This window comes from Aeromonas sp. CU5, assembly GCF_002586745.1.
GTDB lineage: Bacteria > Pseudomonadota > Gammaproteobacteria > Enterobacterales > Aeromonadaceae > Aeromonas > Aeromonas sobria.
In genome coordinates this window covers 3,936,182-3,953,330 of the sequence record NZ_CP023817.1, presented here as the reverse complement: position 1 = coordinate 3,953,330, position 17,149 = coordinate 3,936,182, and the positions used below count along the sequence as shown (strand labels likewise).

Genomic DNA, 17,149 nt, shown 5'->3' with positions numbered 1-17,149 from the left:
ATCTGTGTGGTCGGGAATATCGCGATAAAGGGCGCTACTCCCGCTCCTTCACATAAGGGGTGCCGAGCGCCTTGGGCGCCACTGCACGGCCGATAAAGCCCGCCAGCAGGAACACCGTCAGGATGTAAGGCAACGCCTCGATGGCCTGTACCGGAATAGTGAAGTCACCGATAGTCACCCCCTGCAGCCGGATGGCGACGGCATCAAGGAAACCAAACAGCAGACAGGCAGCCAAGGCACTCCAGGGTCGCCACTTGCCAAACACCAGTGCCGCCAGCGCCATAAAGCCCTTGCCCGCACTCATGTTGGGGATGAACTGCGCCGTCTGGGCCACCGCCAGATAGGTGCCGCCGATACCCGCCAGCAAGCCGCCGATGATCAGCGCTGTGTAGCGCATCCGCACCACCGAGATACCGGCAGTATCGACCGCTGCCGGAGCCTCGCCCACCGCCCGCAGCCGCAACCCGAAGCGGGTGCGGAACATCACCCACCAGGCCAGCGGTACGCAGGCAAACGCCACATACTCCAGCAGGGAGTGGCCACTGAGCAGCTCGCTGTAGAGCTGGCCGATCACCGGCACATCATAGAGCTCCTTGGCATAGGGGAACTCGATAGGGGCGAACCGAGCATCACCGGAAAGCGCCGGGGTCTGGCCACCCTGATCGAACCAATAACGGCCCAGAGTAACGGTCAGACCGGCCGCCAGAATGTTGATGGCCATGCCGCTCACCACCTGATCACCACGGTGGGTGATGGTGGCAAAACCGTGCATCAGGGCAAACAGGATGGAGACGCCCACCCCGGCACCCAGACCCACCCAGGCAGAACCGGAGACCGCAGCCGCCGCACCACTGGCGAACGCCGCCGCCAGCAGTTTGCCTTCCAGCGCGATGTTGACCACCCCGGAGCGCTCGCAGAACATGCCCGCCATGGCGGCGAGAATGAGCGGCGGCGCGGTACGAATGGTGGCATCCAGCATCAGGATCAGAATTTCAAACATGATCAGACTCCCTTGGCTTGCACGGCTGAACGGTTGGCAAACGCCAGATAGAGCTGCTCGATGCGCGGACGCATCATGTGCTCAAGGGCGCCACAGAACAGGATCACCAGCCCCTGCAATACCACCACTATGTTGCGGTCAACCCCGAACTCGAAGCTGAGCTCGGCGCCCCCCTGATAGAGGAAACCGAACAGCAGGCTGGCGATGATGACGCCGACCGGATGGTTGCGCCCCATCAGCGCCACCGCGATACCGGTGAAGCCGAACCCTTCCACGAAGTTGAGTTTGATCTGGTGCAGCTCACCCTGCAGCACGTTGAGGGCGAAGAAGCCCGACAGCATGCCGGAGATAACCATGGCCAGGATCACCACCTTGGGATAGGAAATACCGGCATAGGCGGAGGCACTTTGGCTGGCCCCAACCGAGCGGATCTCGTAACCCCAGCGGGTGTGCCAGATAAAGACCCACACCAGTGCCGCGCAAATCAGCGCCCAGATAAAACTGATGTTGAGCGGGCTGTTGGGCATCTCCATGCCGAAGGTGCTTGCCAGCGAACTCATCTTGGGCAGCCAGCTAGCCTCGGCAAACACCTTGCTCTCGGTCGCCATCGAGCCGGGCGGCTTGAACACCTCCACCAGCAGATAGGCCATCAGCGAGGCGGCGATGAAGTTGAACATGATGGTGGTGATCACGATGTGGCTACCGCGTTTGGCTTGCAGCCAGGCCGGAATAAAGGCCCAGGCCGCACCGAACAGACCACCGGCAATGATGGAGAGCGGCAACAGCAAGGCGAACGGCAACACATCGCCGAGGATCAGGCAGACCAGACCGACCCCGAGGCCGCCGATATAGGCCTGACCTTCACCACCGATATTGAACAGACCGGCGTGGAAGGCGACCGCCACCGACAGACCGGTAAAGATAAAGCCGGTTGCGTAGTAGAGGGTGAAACCGACCCCTTCACCCGTGCCGAACGCGCCGTACCACATGATCTTGGCGGCATCGATCGGGTTGATGTCGAGGTAGTAGAACAGAATGGCCGACACCAGGAAGGCCAGCAGGATGTTGACCGCAGACAAGACGCCCACGGAGACCCAGGCAGGAATACGAACTTGGCTCATCAGTGGGCCTCCTTGGCAATCTGGTCAGGCACTGGTGTATTGACCATCATCAGACCGGGCTGGCTACAAATGGAAGTGATGCTCATGGCTTAGCTCCTTGGGGCTGACTGGCAGCCACCTCGTCGGGAACTATGTTCGCCATCATCAAACCGATGGTGCGCTCATCAGCCTTGGCACCATCCAGCTCGCCGACGATGCGACCATCGGCAATCACCAGAATCCGGTCAGAGAGGCTCATGATCTCGTCCAGCTCCACCGAGACCAGCAGCACCGCCTTGCCCTTGTCGCGCATGGCGATGATCTGCTGGTGGATATACTCGATGGCACCGATGTCGACCCCGCGAGTCGGCTGGCCGATCAACAGCACATCCGGGTTCTGCTCCACTTCACGGGCGATCACCAGCTTCTGCTGGTTACCACCGGAGAAGTTGGCGGTCTTGTGATCAGGATGGGGCGGGCGCACGTCCCACTTCTCCATCTTGGCCTGGCAATCCTGCTGGATCGCCTCCTTGTTCTGCAGCCATCCCCGGTTGTACTGCGGGCGACGGTGATAACCGAGGATAAAGGCCTCTTTCGCCTCGAAGCGGTTGATCAGCCCCATCTTGTGGCGATCTTCCGGCACATGGCCAAGGCCGTAATTGCGCACCTGCTCGGGATCTGCCGGATGCTCTGCACTCACCTTGTTGATCCCGCTCTGGCTGCTGATGGTGAAGCTACCCTTGCTCGGCTTGATGATGCCGCCAAGCAGGCTGAGCAACTCGGACTGGCCGTTGCCAGACACGCCAGCGATGCCGACCACTTCACCGGCCCGCACCTCGAAGCTGACCGATTTGACCCGCTCCACCTTGCTGGCGTCGAAGTAACTGAGCCCCTCGACCTTGAGCTTGGCCTCCCCCGGTTGGGTTGGCCCTTTATCGACCTTGAGCCGCACCTTGCGACCCACCATCAGCTCGGCAAGTTGTTCCTTGTCGGTATCCTTGGTGGCAACGTGGGCCACCATCTCGCCCCGGCGCATGATAGAGACCTGATCGGTAATGGCCAGGATCTCCCGCAGCTTGTGGGTGATGAGGATGATGGTCGCCCCCTGGTCCCGCAGTTTTTTCAGCACCTCGAACAGGTGATCCGCCTCTTGCGGGGTCAGTACCCCGGTCGGCTCGTCGAGGATCAGGATGCGGGCACCACGATAGAGCGCCTTGAGAATTTCGACCCGCTGTTGCAAGCCAACCGGCAGATCTTCGACCTTCTCGTGCAGCGGCACGTCGAGGCCATAATCGCGCGCCAGTTCGCCCAGCAATTTTTCGGCCGACGCCACGCTCTGCTGAAGGTGCCAGCCGTTCTCAGCGCCGAGGATGACGTTTTCCAAAACAGTGAAGTTGTTCACCAGCATAAAGTGCTGGTGCACCATGCCCACGCCTGCGGCAATCGCATCTTGTGAGCCATGGGGTTTGAACGGTTTCCCGTCGATCAGCATCTCGCCTTTGTCGGCATGGTAGAAACCATAAATGATGCTCATCAGGGTGGATTTACCGGCGCCATTTTCGCCGACAATGCCGTGGATACTGCCTTTGCGAACCTTAAGGTCGATCAGCTTGTTGGCGTACACTTCGCCGAACCGCTTATCGATACCTCTTAATTCGATGGCATAGCGATCTGTCTGGTCCATGATGCAGCCCTGCGTTTCATGAAAGAAGACTAAAAACCGGCCCGTGCGGGCCGGTCGTGCGTTGAGAGTCGTAGCAACTATCTAATTAGTATTTGCAGGTGTTATCGCTCATGTAGTCATGAACTTTGATCTTGCCTGAAATGATGTCGGCCTTGATGGCATCCACCTTGGCTTTCATTTCCGGGGTGATCAGCTTCTCGTTGTACTGATCCAGTGCCCAATCCACACCGCCCTCGGCCAGACCGAGGTTCTGGATACCCGGCTTCCACTGGCCTTTGGCAGCGTCATCCCAGGTTTTGTATGCGGCCAGACCGACCGACTTGACCATGGAGGTCAGCATGGTGCCCGGTTGCAGGTGGTTCTGGTTGGAGTCTACGCCGATGGCCAGTTTGCCTTCGTCTTTGGCAGCCTGGTAAACACCGATGCCGGTACCGCCAGCAGAGGCGTACACCACATCAACACCCTTGGCGAACTGGGACTTGGCCAGCTCGGCACCCTTGGCCGGGTCAGCAAACGCCGCCGGGGTAGAGCCGGTCATGTTTTGCAGCACGTCGATCTTCGGATTGACGTATTTGGCACCCTGCTCGTAACCGCACTGGAATTTGCGGATCAACGGGATATCCATACCGCCCACGAAGCCAACCTTGCCACTCTTGGAGGCGATGGCCGCCAGCGCACCCACCAGGAAGGAACCTTCATGCTCCTTAAAGATCAGTGACTGCACGTTCGGCTTGTCGACCACCATGTCGATGATGGCGAACTGGATGTTCGGGAACTCGCCAGCCACTTTCTCTACCGCAGAACCCATGTTGAAACCGACCGCCACGATCGGCGTGTTGCCACGGCTGGCCAGACGACGCAGACCCTGCTCGCGCTGGGCTTCGTTCTGGGGTTCAAACTCTTTGATCTTGACCCCTTTGTCCTTGTTGAAGAGCTCGACGCCGTTACGGAACACGGCTTCGTTGAATGACTTGTCATACTTGCCCGCGGTGTCATAAATCACGGCTGGCTCGGCGGCAGCCTGAACAGAGAGGGCAGTCAGAGTGAGGGCGGCCACAGTGGCCAGCTTGAGCACTTTAGTCACGATCGTATCCTTGATTGTTATTAAGTGAGGGAACTTGCTTGCCTGTTAAAACAGGCTATCTAGCACGCAGGGTTACTCTAAGTCAGCCCCGATGCGGGTCAAGCAAATGATAAGGGAAAAACGTTTGCGTTAACGGTTTGAATTATAAGCAAATAACCTTATAAGGAGTTGTTTTTTAGCTACTTTTTAGTTTTTTATGCTACCAACAAAAAGACCCAAACGACATTTCACTTATTGTTCAGCAACTTACTGTAAACCGTTTTCCCCTTTTATTCATCCGCCCCCCCTGCCAGCCCGTGATCCGGCTCGCAAAATCCCCACAAACCGCGCGAGCAAGGGTTGGCTACAGCTGGAAACGACCAAAGCTCACAGCCCCTTTCTCGAATACGCTCCAGTCAACATTCGCTTACCAACAATGCCCACTCAACGCCACTTTGTTGAGCAAGCTCACAATTCATGTGAACTCGAGATCCAGATCAAGTTGAAAACCATATGAGCCCCTGTATGATGCCCGCCGCATAGACCTCAAATGAAACTAACAAAAACATCAATTGGGCTTCTTTTGCATCACTTCATGCCACCTATTCTGACTTCCTCAGCCAGGTGCCGGTGACATATGCATCGTTGTTTCAGGAAAATAAAAATGAAAAAAAATATTCTGGCTTTATCGGTTGTGACGGCGTTATCCAGCTTGGCGCTGGCAGGTTGTGGCGGTGGTGGCGACGGTGCCAGCACCGATAATGGCAATAACAGTGGAAATGGTGGAAACGCCACCAAACCTGCATTGACCGCCACCTTTATTGATAGTGCGGTAGCCGGTTTGAACTACACCTGCGGTAGCTACAGCTCGCTCACCGATAAAGATGGCCAGTTCCTCTTTAATGACGGTGACACCTGCGCCTTCAAACTGGGCTCAATCCCGCTTGGAGAAACCCAGCTTAAAAAGGGTCAGACCCTGGTAACCCCATACACCATCGCCGAGAAGGGTGACAAAGGTCGCGCCATTCGTATCGCCGCACTGCTGCAAACTATGGATGCTGACGGTGATGCAAGCAACGGGATTACTCTGAAAGCAGAGGATGTGGTCAAGCTAGGCAACACTCTTCGTTTTGGCAGCGATGACGAGTTTAACACCAGTCTGAATGAAGCCCTGAAACTGGCACAGATCGACAAAAAAGCGATTGATACAACAGCAGCCGCAGCACATATGAATGCCTCGCTGGCCAAAGCCAATGGTAAATCAGCTGCAGTGGACTGGGTTCTTCGCGACCTTGTCGAACAGAACAAGCATTGGGAACAGGCTAACTTCGAAAATACGCTGCGCGGATATAAAGATCGCTTAAGCACCGAGGCTGATGAGCCAGGCAAGGCCGATCGCCAGATCATGCTGGCAATTATCGCCATGATGGAAGTGACCAATGACCCAATCGTCAGCAAGCGCTTCGATGTTGAACCGTCACAGGTTGGGCAAGGTTATACCACCATGCTGGCAAAAGTGCTGGATGCTGTAATTAACCATGCTCGCCTGACCGCCAAAGAGGCCACTGGCAATACCAAGGATGTGGCAGAACTGCTGGCAAAATATGCCGTCAAGATGCAGGAGACTGCCAACAGTCTGGGCAACATTGTTAACCCGGAGTACAAGGCAACCTACGGCGATAATGATGAACTGACCCTCTCCTACGATCAGGTCAGGGCACTGCGCGCCAGCGCCACTGCTATGGCTTCTGGTCTGAATATCATGGCCGCATACCAATATGGCGATGATCGCCATCTGTTGCCCAAGTCAGAAGAGTTGACTCTGCCTATTTTTGCTTTTGAAGAGACCGGTATTGCTCACTTCTACGGTGATCATGCCTACCCAGGATACCAAGGGGATCAAGATAGCTGGAAATATTCCCTTCCGAATACACACATCACCGCAGAGTACAGTGATGCTGATGTGAATCCAGCTCTGCTCTGGCAAGACCCCCAATTCTTCGTAATCAATCAGGCCGACCGTCTCAAGCTGGCGCGCACCCAACTGGCTGAAGCCGCCAAGCTGACTGCCAATCTGGGGAATGCCCTGACATCTCTGCGTCTCGATGCAGAAGAGGCCAAGAACACCCTCAAGCTGGCTGAAGCACTGGATAAACACCTGAATGCTCAACAAGCGAGCGTCACTATCGACTCAACCAATGGTAACGGCATCTCCGTCAAACTGGATTTGAATCCCTTCTTCAGCGAAGGGCTGGATCGTAATGACGTCGATGTTATCGTTGGTGCAGGAACCTGCGAGCATGGCATGGGAGCCTACTCCGAGGAGTACTCCAAAATGATGGGCTATCCGGTGTGCGGTTTGAGCAATGCCGATGTGGAAGATATCTGGGCAGACACTTATCGCTTCTGGATCATGCCGCAACTGAGTTTCAAAGTTGAATACACCTCAGACTTCATCCAAAACGAGTTCGATCAAACGGCAAGCTACATCATGCACGTCACTCGCGCTCCGGTTGTTCCCTACCATACCGAAGTCACTCTGAAACCCCGTGAAGGCTCTACCTTCGGCAAGGTCTTCCTGGAATGCCGCCGTACCGAGAATGGCCAATCTGATGTCGTAGATTGTGCTGCGCTTCAGTAACCTCAACAGCCCGAGCATTGTGGTACTGCTTGCCACAATGCTCATCAGCTTCACTCCGGGCGCCTTGGCGCTCGGAGTCACAGAACACTACCGTGACTATTCGAACGCTGTATACGATGAGCAAGGGATGCTTGTTTATCGTATTTACGCCCGCGAATTTCATCGTGAACTCCTTCCCAAAAAACTCTCGCTGCTCAGCCTATTCTCCATGCGCGCTGTCAATAACCAGCGATCACACTACGAGCAGGGTGTATTACTGCTGGGCGACTGCTCGCTCTATTTTGAAAAAGCCTATCTGAACGAAATGAAACTGCGCCTCTATCGAGTTCACGGCACGCTTCCCGAAGGTAACGTGGTCGCAGCCGAGATGAGTTATCAGATAGCCACCCATGAACTGGCAGGAGAAGACCTCACGCTCACCCCAACAGGTGAACAACGGCTGATCCGAAAACGCCACTATCAAAAACAGCAACCAGTGCCACCTCAGGAATCATGCATTTCAGGATCGACGGAACTTCCGTATAATCCCCGCCTGTATAAATAAACAGGAGTGGTGATGGACGTTTCAACCCTGCTCGACGGGCTCAACGACAAACAAAGAGATGCCGTTGCGGCCCCTCGTAGCAATCTGCTGGTGCTGGCCGGTGCCGGTTCGGGCAAGACCCGGGTGCTGGTGCACCGCATTGCCTGGCTGATGCAGGTGGAACGCTGTTCACCCTTCTCCATCATCGCGGTGACCTTTACCAACAAGGCTGCGGCAGAGATGCGTGGCCGGGTCGAGAAAGTGATCGGCGACGGCGTGCGCGGCATGTGGATCGGCACCTTCCACGGCATCGCCCACCGTTTGCTGCGGGCCCACCATCTGGATGCGGGGCTACCGCAGGATTTCCAGATCCTCGACTCCGACGACCAGTACCGGCTGATCCGCCGCGTCATCAAGGCGCTCAACCTCGATGAGAAGCACTGGGCCCCGCGCGCCGTGATGAGCTACATCAACGGCAAGAAGGACGAGGGTTTGCGCCCCGGCGACATCGATCTTTACGGCGACCCCGTCACCCGCACCTATCAAAAGATTTACCAGACCTATCAGGAGACCTGCGATCGCTCCGGTCTGGTGGATTTTGCCGAACTGCTGCTGCGCGCCCACGAGCTATGGCTCAACCGGCCGCACATCCTTGAGCACTACCGCGACCGCTTCCAGAACATCCTGGTGGACGAGTTTCAGGATACCAACGGCATCCAGTACGCCTGGCTGCGGATGCTGGCGGGCAACAGCGGCAAGGTGATGATCGTCGGTGACGATGACCAGTCCATCTACGGCTGGCGCGGCGCTAAGATCGAGAACATCCAGCGCTTCCTGACCGACTATCAGGGGGCCGAGACCATCCGCCTCGAGCAGAACTACCGCTCCACCGCCAATATCCTCAAAGCCGCCAACAGCGTCATCGCCAACAACTCGGACCGGCTTGGCAAGGAGCTGTGGACCGAGGGGGCCGAGGGCGACCCGATTTCCCTCTACGCCGCCTTTAACGAGGTGGACGAAGCCCGTTTCGCGGTCGGCCGCCTCAAGGATTGGAAGGAAAAAGGCGGCTTGCTCGCCGACTGCGCCATTCTCTATCGCTCCAACGCCCAGTCACGGGTGCTGGAAGAGGCGCTGATGCAGGACGCCATGCCCTACCGTATCTACGGCGGCCTGCGCTTCTTCGAACGGCAAGAAATTAAAGACGCCATGGCCTACCTGCGGTTGATCAACAACCGTGGCGACGACGCCAGCTTCGAGCGGGTGGTCAACACCCCGACCCGTGGCATCGGCGATCGCACCCTCGAGATCCTGCGCGGCAACGCCCGGGATCAGGGGCTCAACCTGTGGCAATCAGCCAAGGGGCTGCTCAACGACAAAGTGCTGACCGGTCGTGCCGGCAACGCGGTGCGCGGCTTTGTCGATCTGATCGACGCACTGGAAGAGCTGGTCGGCCTGCTGCCGCTGCACCAGCAGGCAGATATCGCCATCCAGAACTCCGGCCTCAAGGCGATGTATCTGGCGGAAAAAGGCGAGAAATCCCAGGCGCGGGTAGAAAACCTGGACGAACTGGTCACCGCCTGCCGTCAATACAAGCGCCCGGACGAGCTGGAGGATATGAGCGATCTCTCCGCCTTCCTCGCCCATGCGGCGCTGGAATCCGGCGAGAGTCAGGCGGACGAATACGCCGACGCGGTGCAGCTGATGACCCTGCACAGCGCCAAGGGGCTGGAGTTCCCGCTGGTGCTGCTGGTCGGCGTCGAGGAAGGGATGTTCCCCAGCCCGCAATCCACCGAGGAGTCGGGCCGCCTGGAAGAGGAGCGCCGCCTCTGTTACGTCGGCATGACCCGCGCCATGGAGAAGCTCTACATCTGTTATGCCGAGAGCCGCCGCATCTATGGCCGCGAAATGCAGCACAGCGTGAGCCGCTTTATCCGCGAGATCCCCGCCGAGTGTCTGGAAGAGATCCGGCTGCGCACCCAGGTCAGCCGCCCCACCCAGTACGGCCGCTTTAGCCAGAACGAGGTGCAGCAGAGCTTCGACGCCAGCGGCATCAAGCTCGGCCAGCGGGTGCTCCATCCGAAATTCGGCGAAGGGGTGGTACTCAACTTCGAAGGGGTCGGCCAGCAGAGCCGGGTGCAGATCCAGTTCGACGAGGTCGGCGCCAAGTGGCTGGTGACGGCCTACGCCAGATTGGAAGCGCTGTAAGGCACAGCGTAATCGGGACGTTTGAGTCATGGGTAAATTGTGTGCCTAGCACGGCTGACGCCGTGCAGGACACGAGGTCAAAGCCCTCGACAGGGTTTCGCCCGCCCTTCAGCGGGTTGGAGGGAGATCAATACCCTGCTTACATTTGAGTTTGGGGTATCCTGTATTATCACTTTGGTCAGAACGAGGTGGTGCGATCTTGGGCGCCAGCGGTATCAAGCTCGGCCAGCAGAGCCGGGACGGATCCCGTTCAACGACGTAGGCGCCAAGGGGCTGGTGATGGCCTATGCCAGATTTGAAGCATTATAGACAGCTATAATTATTAACCGTCCTTGTGAGGTATATATGCGAGTTCTTATGTCAATTAAACCAGAGTATGCAAATGCAATTTTCTCAGGAAAAAAAGCATATGAATTTAGGCGTAAAATTTTCAAAAGGAAAGATGTGAAGACTATTGTTGTTTACGCTACCAAGCCTGTCGGGAAAGTAATTGGTGAGTTCACTATTGAAAATATAATATCTGATATACCAAGTGCAATATGGTTTAAAACAAGCCAAGATGCCGGAATTTCAGAAAGTTACTTCAACTCCTATTTCACTGGAGTAGATATCGGTTATGCGATTAAAGTGGGTGCATTGAAAAAATACGAAATGGGTGGATTTAAATTATCTGAGCTTGGAGTAAAAAGACCACCTCAATCATATATGTATATTGACTAACTTTTATTTTAACTTTAAGAAATGATATTCATTTTTATTTTTCCAGTATTCTCCAAATACCTTTTTATCGACTACAAATCCCTTTTTAGTCAAAAAGGGATATAGCTCATCCAGTACGTCTTCATTGACCGTTATCGACACATCATTTTTCCCCAACAACTTAAGAGAATGAGACATTAGGTAACTAGCCAAACCTGCGTTTTTATATTTTTCCTCAAGCGTAAATGTTGAAATCTTTTTCTCATTACACGTATTTTTAAGAATTGATATTCCTGCCGGGATATCATCAATAGATAAAACTAAAAAATAACGTTCCATTCCTGGAATGTTATTTCTTTCTTTCAAATACTTAGTGCCCCCCCCCTTAATCCTTCATCAAAGAAAAAATTTGACTTCAGAGCATCTCGAGAGGATTTACAATACCAATTGTCAAAGTTTTTATATAACTCACTTGGTTTTCGCAAAAGATGTTTTATCTCTCTGCTATTAAAATCCGATGGAGTGTCCATTAAATCGAGACCAACATTTTTAACCGAGGAGGGAACCTGAACTCCCTCTCGGTTAAAATCAGACTTCGTCAGTCTTTCAATTTGTTTCATCACTACACCTCAGATTAATACCAGTTATAGTATATATCGACATGAAAGCTATGTACATGAGCAAAAAACCATTGTTTATTAAAAAAAATATGCTCAATTGGTGTCTTTGGGGGTCGATGTAGTCGCCGGTGTAGTCATTTCCAGTAAACGAGGTATATTTACTTTGAGTAGATCATAACAGAAGCAGCTTAATATACTAATAAGCATAATTACGATAATGTAGTTAATAACCGTATACCATTTATGCTTAATTGACTTAAATTTAGCCACAGCAATAAAATCAGTGATTTTATTTTGACTGTCTTTAGATGTATCTTTTGACCAATGATAAATCATTGTTGGCTGAGTAAATGGCAATGGATCCTTATGGAGCCCGCAATTCTTTGATATATAATTTATGAATTTATAGACCCACGTCGACTTTGATTCATAAACTGAAACATCTTCTTGCTCAAAATATTTCCTCCATGTTTCAGCCTCTAATATCCTGCATTTTTTATAACTACTTCCTGAATGAGATAATTGATACTCATCACTTTCATCTCTAATTATAAACAAATGATATTTTTGAGGTGTTGAGCATGTCGCAGCAACACTAGTTTTTATTTCCTTAGGCAACACTCTTATCTCATTAATCCTAAAATCTACCACATCAAGCTGTTCTTTGAATGGTTTTAGAAACCAGTCATTACCTTTGATCGTATGAATCATACTCCCATAAGCTATTTCATCTAAAGGAATTCTGAATCGAATGTAATGCTCTTTATGTTTTTTATTCTCCATTTCGTTTAATTTTGGCTGTCCCCAAAAAAATGATTTAAGATCGATCTTGATATTATCTGTATTTTTTTCACCTCCTATCTTTTTTGATTTCGCAAGACCATCCAAACATGATTTAAGATCAAATTTGATATTAGTGTAATTATGGGGAGTATCATCTACAAAAACTCGCCTATCATATCCAGACAAAGTGGCATTAAAGTCTATATTAAGATGAAGGTATATCTCATCACCACTCGAGAAGCGAATTCTAGAGTGCTTTGTTTTTAAATTCTCGAGCAAATCCACGTAATCATTGAATATAGCAGTTAGTAAATCCTGGCTATTTACCATTTTGGTACTAAGATCTTCAATACCACTTTTGTGTACTTTAAAAGGAATGTTTATATTGAGATGCTCTGCATTATCTTCATCAATAATTGAGAAGTTTATCCCTATATCAATACATCTTATTTTAGGAGATGCTGTTGTCCACAAGTTAATATGAACTTGATTTATTTTTGCTGCATTCTCTGAGCCAGTAGCCCAAATACCAAAACTGCTTGCCATGCTATCCCCTAAATAAAATAAATTAAAAAATAACAGAAATAGTATTTTTAATGAAGCGTTAGCCCATATATATTTAGAAAAATCTGGGGCCCACCTTTCTGATAGAGGCGTAACTGTTGATGCTACGCCCTCTTTGTCAGGCGAAGGTATCTGATTACTTGACCAGCTTGCTCTCCATCACCCCTTGCTTACCCTCCTCTTCACTGACCTGACTCAGCTTGGAGCGGGCCATCAGCAGGCCCATCTTGACCTCTTGCCAGACGTAGTAGTTTTTACCTGCCTCGGTGCTGAGGGTCAGGGTGGCATCGTTCTCCGACTTTGAGGTGATGGTGTGGCTGCCCGGCGTCACCTGCTTGAGGATATAGCTGTGGGCCACGGTATCGCCTACGGCAGAACCATCCACCAACACCGGCATTTTGACAGCCGTGCCGAAGGTCTCGTTGCGATAGATATAGAGGTTGGCCGCAACCTTGGGCGCCACAAACTGCTTGGCTTGGGCGTCTGCGGTGGCATCGGCCATGGGTACGGAAGCACAACCGGAAAGCAGCGCCGCCGACAGCAAGGCGGCACTCATCATTATTTGCCTGAACATAGTCGTTATTTTTTAGTGGGGTAACGGGGTGTAAAGGTTCGCATGAGGCTTTGCTGGCTGACAATCGCTCAAATCGTTCGGGGTGTGACTCGGCTCAATTTTTCAGCATTTGGTGGGATGAAGGGGGGAGATCAGAAACCCGGCCGCCAGATGGGGCGCGGCGGCCGGGTGAATTGTAAAGAGTAGGGTGACAGGGGAAGGGATCAGCCTAGTCTAATCAACTCGATGGGCGCATAACGCTCTTGAGTGTTTGCCAGCAGCACGCACTTCTCATGCTCCGCCTGATATGGGGTCATGTGGTCGGTGTGGGCCTCTTTCAGAAAATCGACTGCGCCAGTGGCGGCAATCATCACGCGCTGACCCAGGTTCAGCACATTGCGGTTACGGTCATAGATCTTCATGTCATTCTCCTTTTCTAGGGTCCTGGCGAATGCGGATGCACAGGCGAGTATCCAGGACAACGGCATTCAGCCTACGCCCCTGAAAAAGGGTGATGTATGTCACAGATCAAAAAAGGGGTAATGAGGGACTCGCAGGTTCAAAAAGCGAGCATGGCCGGTTGGCCAGCAGTTGTCGCGCGCAGTGCGCCTCCCCTGCCCTTTTCGTCGCGGCGGGCTCGAACCCGGCAGCGGTTGGAGTATATTGGTGGCCGATTAGCCAGTCTCATTCACTGTGGCCACGCAAGCGGGCCGTTGTTTCAACAAGATGGAGAGTGCTTATGAATCGCGACATTACCGCCCAGTTTATCAAGATGCTGACCAACCTCGACCACTGTCTGGCCAAGGCCGAAGCCCACGCTGCGGCGAAGCAGTTCAACGTGGAGAACTTCTTCGGCGAGCGGCTGATCGTTGACATGCTGCCGTTGGCCAAGCAGGTGCTGATCTGCTGCGATTCGGCCCGCTCCGTGGTCGCCACCGCCAGCCACAGCGAGCTGCCGGTGCTGGGGGATGACCCCAAGACCATGGCGGATCTGCGCGTCCATATCGGCAAGACCATCACCTATCTGCAAAGCAAGCTGGAGGCGGACTACAGCCAGTATGCCAGCGCCCGCTACGTGCCCCACTGGGCGGGTGGCAAGGGGATGGATGGCCATACCTGCGTCCATGAGTACGGCATCCCCAACTTCTACTTCCACCTCACCATGACCTACGCTCTGCTGCGTCAGGCCGGGGTCGATCTCGGCAAGCGCGACTATCTGGGCGGGCTCAACCTGCAATAAGCGCCGCCCGCTTGGGGCGAACAGATAGCAACAGCCTGCCACGCGGCAGGCTTTTTTATATCGGGTGGTGCAGGGCTGGTGCGCAGAAGGGCAAGCGCCCTAGAAGGGGCCGTTGCTCTCGCGCAGCTTGTCGGGCAGGCCGTCATGATCCCCCAGCTCGCGCTCGGGGACGTCATCCCAGTGCAGCTTGCCGAGGGTGATATTGCGTTCGGGGTGCACGGCGTAGTGGATGCGGTTGTCCTCCCGATCGGTATCGCCGATGCAGAGCAGGCGGACAGTCTCTTCGGTGTTGTTGATAAAGGCGTGGGACAGCCCGTCACCGGCCTTGAAGCCCACCGAGTCGCCCGGTTGCAGCCGATAGAGCACGCCATCGAGCCAGACATCCGGCGTCCCTTCCAATACGTGGACGAACTCGTCCTCGGTCTTTTCGGCGTGGGGCCAGCTGGTACGGTGGCCGGGTTCGACGATCTCGTGGTGAATGCCGATGCGGCTAAAGCCAAAGTGTTTGCCGAGGGCGCAGCCGCGAGAAAGGGGCTCCTGACTACCGGAGTAGTAGCGCGGCGTCTGCTCTTGCAGCTCGCGCCAGTGTTTGATGCAGGGGTGGCGGGTCATCATGATTCCTTATACTGTGAGGGGCGCTCAGAACGGGCCGTTGCTATCGCGCAGCCGGTCGGGCAGACCATCGTGATCGCCCATGTCGCGCCGGGGCACATCGCCCCAATGACGTTTGCCGATCTGGCGGTTGTACTCGGGGTGCAGGGCATAGTGGATGCGGTTGTCGGCGCGATCCCTATCCCCCACGCAGAGCAGCCGCACCGGCTCATCCGTGTTGTTGATAACGGTGTGGGCCAGCCCGTTACCGGCCTTGAAACCCACCGAATCCCCCGGTTGCAGCCGATAGAGCTCGCCGTCGAGCCAGACATCCGGCGTCCCTTCCAGCACGTGGACGAACTCGTCTTCGGTCTCTTCGGCATGGGGCCAGCTGGTGCGGTGGCCGGGCGCCACCAGCTCGTAGTGAATGCCAATGCGGCTAAAGCCGAAGTGCCTGCCCAGCGCGCTGCCGAGGGACATCCGCTCCTCGCTGCCGGGGTAACATCCCGGCTCCGGTTCTTGCAGCTCGCGCCAGTGTTTGATGTTGGGGTGACGATTCATAGTGATTCCTTTTCTATGAGGATGCGGTCACGGGAGGGGTCATCCTAACTGCCAGAATGCGGCGGAGAAAAGCAGAAATCGGCAGCCGGTTTCCCCGCTGACGGCGAGATGGCGGACTCGGCGGCAGGGCGATTGCCCATCCCGCAAGGGCTGAGCGGCCATGCGACCGGCAGTTGCGCGGGCAAAAATGCAGACAACAAAGAGGGAGCCGCTGGCTCCCTCTCTCGATCTTGTCGACACCTGTTTGCCGATGCTTATTTCCCGCGGTTATTTTCCACTCTTATTTACCGCTCTTATTTTCCGATATTGTCCGCCAGCTGTTTGGCACGATTGGCCGCCCACTGGTCGATCATCTTCTCCATCTCCTCGGCGGTGATGGGCTCATCCTTGTGGGTGGTGTCCGGGCTCTCGCGGGCATCCATCACCCGTACCAGCAGCTTGCCGCTCTGGGAGTCGAGCAGCTGGGCCATGCTGCCCACCTTGAGCAGATAGGGCTCCTTGCCAATCACTTCGCGGGTGACGTTGATGGCGATCTTGGCGGGCAGCAGATCCCGCAGTTTGGGGTCGGGACGGGTCAGGTCGAAGTTGGTGACGGCGGCCTGGATCCGCATGACCTTAGGGCCGGGGGCGGTAGCGATCTTGACGCCGTGCTTGATCAGCTCGCTCTGAAACTTGTCGTGGTAGTAGCGGCCAATCTGGTTCTGTTCGTTGGCGGTCAGCAAATACCACTGGCCATTCTCTTGGCGGATAAACTGCAGCGGATCGAGCAGCACCTCATTGTATTGGCGCAGGTCAGTACCCGGCTCCTTGTAGACCCGCTGGTTGGGGTTGCTCTCGTTCGGCTGGAAGGCGCTGAAGGGAACAGTTTGCAGTGACTGCAAGCTGTAGGAGACCTGATTTTTGACGGCGCAGCCACCCAGAAGGACCGCAGCCACGGCAACCATCACGACCTTTTTCATATTTGCTCCTGCATTTTACTGTTTGTTTTTGCTGTGGATTTCGCACCACATGGCTGGAGAACCCGTGCTGGATACCGCCAATCTCACAGAGAAATAACCCATTCACCACCTTCCCACAAGGGACAGATCAAGATTGTTCAGCTCACATCCAAGTTGTCACAATTGCGGCTCTTTTGTACAGGGTCAGCCAAGGAGCGAACGGCAATCTGGCGAGGGTTCGGTTGTTTAATCCGGCTACTTGGGGCTGCGGTGGGCGTTCTGTTTTTTCAAACGATGCGGGCCCGCAGGCGGCGTGAGTTGAACGGGGAAATGTCTCAGAACGGGCGATGACCGATCATCAGCCATCTTGCGTAAACGGGCCTG

The 17,149-nt window shown here is 54.4% G+C and carries 17 protein-coding genes; 5 read left to right on the top strand and 12 right to left on the bottom strand.

Annotated features, from left to right (window positions below; translation table 11 throughout):
* Positions 1–34 precede the first annotated feature (34 nt).
* From CK911_RS17795 to CK911_RS17780, 4 genes are all read right to left on the bottom strand, one after another.
* Positions 35–1,000 (bottom strand): ABC transporter permease, encoded by a 966-nt coding sequence (locus tag CK911_RS17795; RefSeq protein WP_098971622.1) that lies wholly within the window; start codon positions 998–1,000, stop codon positions 35–37.
* Positions 1,001–1,002: 2 nt separating this feature from the next.
* Positions 1,003–2,121, bottom strand: a complete 1,119-nt coding sequence (locus CK911_RS17790; RefSeq protein ID WP_098971620.1) for an ABC transporter permease — start codon at positions 2,119–2,121, stop codon at positions 1,003–1,005.
* A gap of 82 nt (positions 2,122–2,203) precedes the next feature.
* Complete coding sequence (locus CK911_RS17785) at positions 2,204–3,784, bottom strand: ABC transporter ATP-binding protein (protein ID WP_098971618.1); 1,581 nt, start codon at positions 3,782–3,784, stop codon at positions 2,204–2,206.
* Positions 3,785–3,869: 85 nt separating this feature from the next.
* Positions 3,870–4,868: a BMP family protein gene (locus tag CK911_RS17780; protein WP_042018409.1), complete on the bottom strand. Its 999-nt coding sequence runs from the start codon at positions 4,866–4,868 to the stop codon at positions 3,870–3,872.
* Positions 4,869–5,511: 643 nt separating this feature from the next.
* Here CK911_RS17780 and CK911_RS17775 point away from each other — a divergent pair.
* The 4 genes from CK911_RS17775 to CK911_RS17760 all read left to right on the top strand — a co-directional run bounded on the left by CK911_RS17775 (position 5,512) and on the right by CK911_RS17760 (position 10,936).
* The gene (locus CK911_RS17775; protein ID WP_098971616.1) at positions 5,512–7,488 is read left to right on the top strand and encodes a hypothetical protein; all 1,977 of its coding nucleotides are present in this window, start codon (positions 5,512–5,514) and stop codon (positions 7,486–7,488) included.
* Positions 7,472–8,032: a hypothetical protein gene (locus CK911_RS21245; protein ID WP_157774568.1), complete on the top strand. Its 561-nt coding sequence runs from the start codon at positions 7,472–7,474 to the stop codon at positions 8,030–8,032. The genes CK911_RS17775 and CK911_RS21245 overlap by 17 nt, the downstream gene beginning before the upstream one ends.
* 12 nt (positions 8,033–8,044) lie before the next feature.
* Positions 8,045–10,216, top strand: coding sequence for a DNA helicase II (uvrD, locus tag CK911_RS17765; protein ID WP_098971612.1), 2,172 nt, complete (start codon positions 8,045–8,047; stop codon positions 10,214–10,216).
* A 357-nt stretch (positions 10,217–10,573) separates the two neighbouring features.
* Positions 10,574–10,936: an ASCH domain-containing protein gene (locus CK911_RS17760; RefSeq protein WP_216640685.1), complete on the top strand. Its 363-nt coding sequence runs from the start codon at positions 10,574–10,576 to the stop codon at positions 10,934–10,936.
* 3 nt (positions 10,937–10,939) lie between these two features.
* On the opposite strand, the gene CK911_RS17755 is transcribed toward CK911_RS17760, so the two are convergent.
* From CK911_RS17755 to ydfZ, 5 genes are all read right to left on the bottom strand, one after another.
* Positions 10,940–11,281: a hypothetical protein gene (locus CK911_RS17755; RefSeq protein ID WP_157774567.1), complete on the bottom strand. Its 342-nt coding sequence runs from the start codon at positions 11,279–11,281 to the stop codon at positions 10,940–10,942.
* On the bottom strand, positions 11,278–11,535 hold the full coding sequence (locus tag CK911_RS21240; RefSeq protein ID WP_157774566.1) for a hypothetical protein: 258 nt from the start codon (positions 11,533–11,535) through the stop codon (positions 11,278–11,280). The genes CK911_RS17755 and CK911_RS21240 overlap by 4 nt, the downstream gene beginning before the upstream one ends.
* Positions 11,536–11,628: 93 nt before the next feature.
* Positions 11,629–12,864 (bottom strand): hypothetical protein, encoded by a 1,236-nt coding sequence (locus CK911_RS17750; protein ID WP_157774565.1) that lies wholly within the window; start codon positions 12,862–12,864, stop codon positions 11,629–11,631.
* Positions 12,865–13,018: 154 nt separating this feature from the next.
* A complete protein-coding gene (locus CK911_RS17745; protein WP_098971604.1) occupies positions 13,019–13,456 on the bottom strand; it encodes a DUF2846 domain-containing protein in 438 nt (145 codons plus the stop codon).
* A gap of 203 nt (positions 13,457–13,659) precedes the next feature.
* Entirely contained in the window at positions 13,660–13,857 is a 198-nt protein-coding gene (ydfZ, locus tag CK911_RS17740) for a putative selenium delivery protein YdfZ (RefSeq protein ID WP_042018422.1), read from the bottom strand.
* Positions 13,858–14,174: 317 nt separating this feature from the next.
* Here ydfZ and CK911_RS17735 point away from each other — a divergent pair, with 317 nt between their 5' ends.
* On the top strand, positions 14,175–14,675 hold the full coding sequence (locus CK911_RS17735; RefSeq protein WP_098971602.1) for a DUF1993 domain-containing protein: 501 nt from the start codon (positions 14,175–14,177) through the stop codon (positions 14,673–14,675).
* Positions 14,676–14,774: 99 nt separating this feature from the next.
* On the opposite strand, the gene CK911_RS17730 is transcribed toward CK911_RS17735, so the two are convergent.
* The 3 genes from CK911_RS17730 to CK911_RS17720 form a co-directional block, all read right to left on the bottom strand.
* Positions 14,775–15,287, bottom strand: coding sequence for a cupin domain-containing protein (locus tag CK911_RS17730; protein ID WP_098971600.1), 513 nt, complete (start codon positions 15,285–15,287; stop codon positions 14,775–14,777).
* A 27-nt stretch (positions 15,288–15,314) separates the two neighbouring features.
* Positions 15,315–15,827 (bottom strand): cupin domain-containing protein, encoded by a 513-nt coding sequence (locus tag CK911_RS17725; RefSeq protein ID WP_098971598.1) that lies wholly within the window; start codon positions 15,825–15,827, stop codon positions 15,315–15,317.
* A 293-nt stretch (positions 15,828–16,120) separates the two neighbouring features.
* Positions 16,121–16,786, bottom strand: a complete 666-nt coding sequence (locus tag CK911_RS17720) for a DUF3313 domain-containing protein (protein ID WP_098971596.1) — start codon at positions 16,784–16,786, stop codon at positions 16,121–16,123.
* Positions 16,787–17,149 lie beyond the last annotated feature (363 nt).